This is a genomic window from Marilutibacter maris (assembly GCF_006546735.2).
Taxonomy (GTDB): Bacteria; Pseudomonadota; Gammaproteobacteria; order Xanthomonadales; family Xanthomonadaceae; genus Marilutibacter; species Marilutibacter maris.
Window position 1 is genome coordinate 1 of the sequence record NZ_VICD02000267.1, and the last position, 4,267, is coordinate 4,267.

The following is a 4,267-nucleotide window of genomic DNA, read 5'->3' on the forward strand; positions in this document are numbered from 1 at the left end:
CTCGGCGTAGCTGAGCGTGACATCGCCGCAGACCACCGCCGGCGATGCCGGCGTGCGCTGCGCCTGCTCCGCGATCTGTTGCTGCACCGGGCGGGTCGGGTAATCCATCGAAGCGCCCCGAGCCGCCAACAACTGTTGCGACGCACCTTCGCCAACGAGGTCATAGTCGAACACGCCAACCGACGCATCGGACACGATCCCCTGCAGCAATCGGGCATAGGCCTCGGAAAACGATGCAATGGTGCACTCATCGAACAGACCGGTTCGATAAGTCCAACCAATCTGGAAGCCGCCCTCCCGTTCCTCCACCAACAACTCCAGGTCGGTCTTGGCGTGTCGCGTCCGCGGAATCAATGGCGTTACGCCAAGTCCGGAAAGCTCCAGCCCACCGATCTCGTTGTTGTTGATCGCGAACACGATCTGGAAAACCGGATCGTAGGCGGTCGAGCGGTTGGGATTGATCCTATCGACCAGCATCTCGAAGGGAAGATGCTGATAGGCGTATGCATCCAGGACAACTTTCTTCTGAGTCGACAACGCATCACGAAACGACATCGATGCGTCAAACCGGCTCCTCAGCGCAAGATTGTTGACGAAGAATCCGAGCAGGGGCTCAAGCTCCGTGCGGGCCCGGCCCGCCACGGGCGTTCCTATGACGACATCCTGCTCCAGGGACAGCCTCGAAACCAGCAGGGAAAACGCTGTCTGCAGCAGCATGAACAGCGTCACATTCTCTTGACGCGCCATTTCCCGTATCGAATCTGAAAGTGCGGGTTCGATGCGCTGCAGATGAACGGCACCGCGATGATCCTGGTGCTTCGGTCTCGGCCGATCCAGAGGCAACCCATGAACAAGCGGAATGTCCCGAAGCTGCTCCTCCCAGTATTGATACAACCCTTGCAGTCTGTCTCCGACAAGCCAGTCCCTCTGCCACAGGGCAAAATCCGCGTACTGAAGATCCGGGGCCGGCAAGGGGGACTCGCTCCCACCGACAAATGCGTCGTACAGGGCGGAAAACTCTCTTACGAAAACACCGCTCGACCAACCATCGGAAACGATGTGGTGTTGAACCAGGACCGCGAGATGCTCGACATCTGACAGAGCGATCAACGCCACACGCAGCAACCGTCCTTGCTCGAGATCGAACGGCAGGTCACAGACCTGCTCGATCGCCCGCTGCAACGCCAGTTCCTGCTGTTCGCCCCCATACTGCCTGAGGCTGATCGTGGAGATCGGTACCCGCTCTGCCTCGACGACAATCTGCTTCGGCACCCCATCCACTTCGACGAATCGGGTCCTGAGAACTTCGTGACGCCGCACGATCTCATCGATCGCTCGCTGCATTGCCGCGGTGTCCAGGTTCCCGCTCAGCCTCAGGATGACCGGCAGGTGATACTGGCGACTTCCCTCATCGATACGATCGATGAACCAAAGCCGCTGTTGAGAAAATGAAACAGGAACTTTCTGCCCGGCATCCGCCACATGGGATATCGCTGGAACATCCAGCGATCGGATCGACCGATGACGCGTCAGATAATCGACGATTTCATCGCGCCGGGAGCGGATGAGGGAGGAAATATCCTCACTCAGCGCACCTCTTGCGGCACGGACCTTCAGCTTGTCCCCATCCAGCGCGATATGAATGCCGTGATCCAGCAACCGAGACACGACGCAATCGATCGATTCCATTCCGAGCTCCATCTCTCTTACTCGTTCGTCTACAACAAGTGTTTTGTTTACAGCGTTCTTATCCGACCGACCTCAGCCGGGCCACAGCGCCCACCGCACGCGCGCACCGGTGTCCAACAGTGGGCAGAAAACAAACCCGACAGAGGCCGCCAATGAAAACGCTCGCCGCACGCCCGCCTTCGGCGGCGGTCGCTGCCCGTACACGCTTCGAGATCGACCAGCGTCTTCAAGCCCCCGCTTCGACGCCGGTCCGACTGTCCTCCCCAACCCGCTGATCGTGCGTTGGAAGCTCATTCTTGTCCACACCCACGAACTTCGACAGCGCCATACCTCTGGGGCCATCCCGCCGTCGGACACACCATCGGGCGGGCGGTCGGCGTCGGAACTGACCTGCGCCTGCAGGCGCCTCGACTTCGGGTCCCCGGTCCCGTCGCTGGCTGGGCAAACCCGACCCTCCCGATGTACGCGTCGACCGGCACTGCCCGCATCGCCGCTGCAGGCATCCGTCGCGATCGGTATCCACACCATCTGGCCCCCGTGTCTGGAAGCCCTTCGCAGAAGCGCCTGTTCAAAACTCCGCCTCCTCCACGTCCTCCTCCCGGAGCGAAGCCAGTTCATGGGCCAATGACCTGCCCTTGATATCGGCATCCACCGCCAAGGCGATCGCCTGGACACTCTGCTTCTCATACAGCCGCCTGATATCGACATCGACACCAAAGGCCTCCGACATCCGCGCCTGCAGACGCATCAGCAGCAGCGAATGTCCGCCCAGGTCGAAGAAACCGGAATCGATGCTGATGCTATCGGGGTCAAGTTTCAGAAGTTCCGCGAAGATGCCGAGCACCTCGGCCTCGCGCGGCGTCTGCGGAGGCACACGTTCGCCCTTCAATGCCGCAACCACCGGATCCGGCAGGGCCCGGCGATCGACCTTCCCATTGGGGCTTAGCGGCATGACCTCCATGTGGACGAACGCGGAGGGAATCATGTACTCGGGCAGGCGATCGCCCAGCAAGGCCCTCAGAGAGGCCCCATCTGCGGTTCCGGTGAAGTACGCGACCAGTCGCTGATCTCCAACGACCTCCCGCACCACAACCGTGACCTCGACAACACCCGTACAGGTCGCCAGGACCGCCTCGATCTCACCCAGCTCGACGCGGAAGCCACGGATCTTGACTTGGTGATCGATGCGACCAAGGAATTCCAGCGTTCCGTCCTGTCGCCATCGCGCCAGATCCCCAGTTCGATACATCCGCCGACTGCTGGAGGACTCCGTGTCGTCGTAGAACGGATTGACGACGAACTTCTCCCGAGTCAGATCGGGACGATTGAGGTATCCGCGCGCAAGTCCAACGCCTGCGATGCAGAGCTCGCCAACGGCGCCACACGGAATGCAATCGCCATTCTCGCCCAGCACATGCAGCTGGATATTCTGGATCGGTCGCCCGATGGGCACATTGGCCGTCCCGACCTCGGTGTCGGCGCAGTTCCAGTGGCTGACATCGATTGCGGCCTCGGTCGGGCCGTACAGGTTGTGCAGCTGCGACCACGGACACTGATCGAAAAAGCTCCTTACATGGTGTGGTGCCAGCGCCTCGCCGCTGCAGAATACCTGGGCCAGCGTCCCACACCCGCCAAGCAGGCCGCTCTCCAGCATCACACTCAGCATCGAGGGTACGAAGTGCAGCTTGGTCACCCGCTCCGCGGCGATGACCTCGGCCAGGTAGCTCGGATCCTTGTGCCCGTCAGGGCGCGCCATGACCAGTCTGGAGCCCGCAACCAGCGGCCACATGAACTCCCACACCGACACGTCGAATCCGAAGGGGGTCTTCTGGAGGAAGACATCACCGGAATCCGCGCCGTATTCCCGGTGCATCCAGTCGATCCGGTTCACCAGTGCCCGGTGCTCGACCAGAACCCCCTTCGGCAACCCTGTCGATCCCGACGTGTATATCACGTAGGCCAGGTCGTCCGCGCCGGCGTCGACGATGCTCGGCGCGTCGGACCGGTGGCGTTCGAGCGCCTGCCTTGTCGCCGGCGAATCCAATGGAACGGCTTGCCCATTCCCCACCAGAACCGTCTCTTGCAGGTGCCGTTGCACCAGCACGCTGGTCATCCCCGAGTCGCTGAGCATGTGCTCCAAGCGCTGCTTCGGATATCCCGGATCCAGCGGCACATAGGCGGCCCCCGCTTTCAGGGCGCCCAGTATCCCGACGACCATATCCAGCGAGCGTTCCATGCATATGCCCACCAGGTCGCCATGGCTTACGCCGCGTTCGTCACGGAGATAGTGCGCCAGCCGGTTCGCCTGGATGTCCAGTTCTCGATAGCTCAGGCTGCGATCTTCGAAAACGAGTGCGATTGCCTCGGGGTTCTTGCGTGCCTGCGCCTCGAACAGTTCATGAATCCGGACGTTCCGGGGAAAGTCCCGCATGGTGGCGTTGAATGCCTGGAGCCGCTCGCGTTCGGCCGCCGACAGCAGGCTGTACCCGTGCGACGCGTCCACGTCCGACAGCAGCCGCTCGCACGCCCTCACGAAGTACCCCGACAGCGACGCGATCGTCGCCTCCTCGTACTGTCC

General features: G+C 61.7%; 2 protein-coding genes. Both read right to left on the minus strand.

Going from position 1 to position 4,267, the window contains the following annotated elements; translation table 11 throughout:
- A partial coding sequence (locus tag FKV24_RS15420) for a condensation domain-containing protein (protein ID WP_249041050.1) occupies positions 1 to 1,689 on the minus strand: 1,689 nt, incomplete at its 3' end.
- Between the two features lie 568 nt (positions 1,690 to 2,257).
- A partial coding sequence (locus FKV24_RS15425) for a non-ribosomal peptide synthetase (protein WP_141483022.1) occupies positions 2,258 to 4,267 on the minus strand: 2,010 nt, incomplete at its 5' end.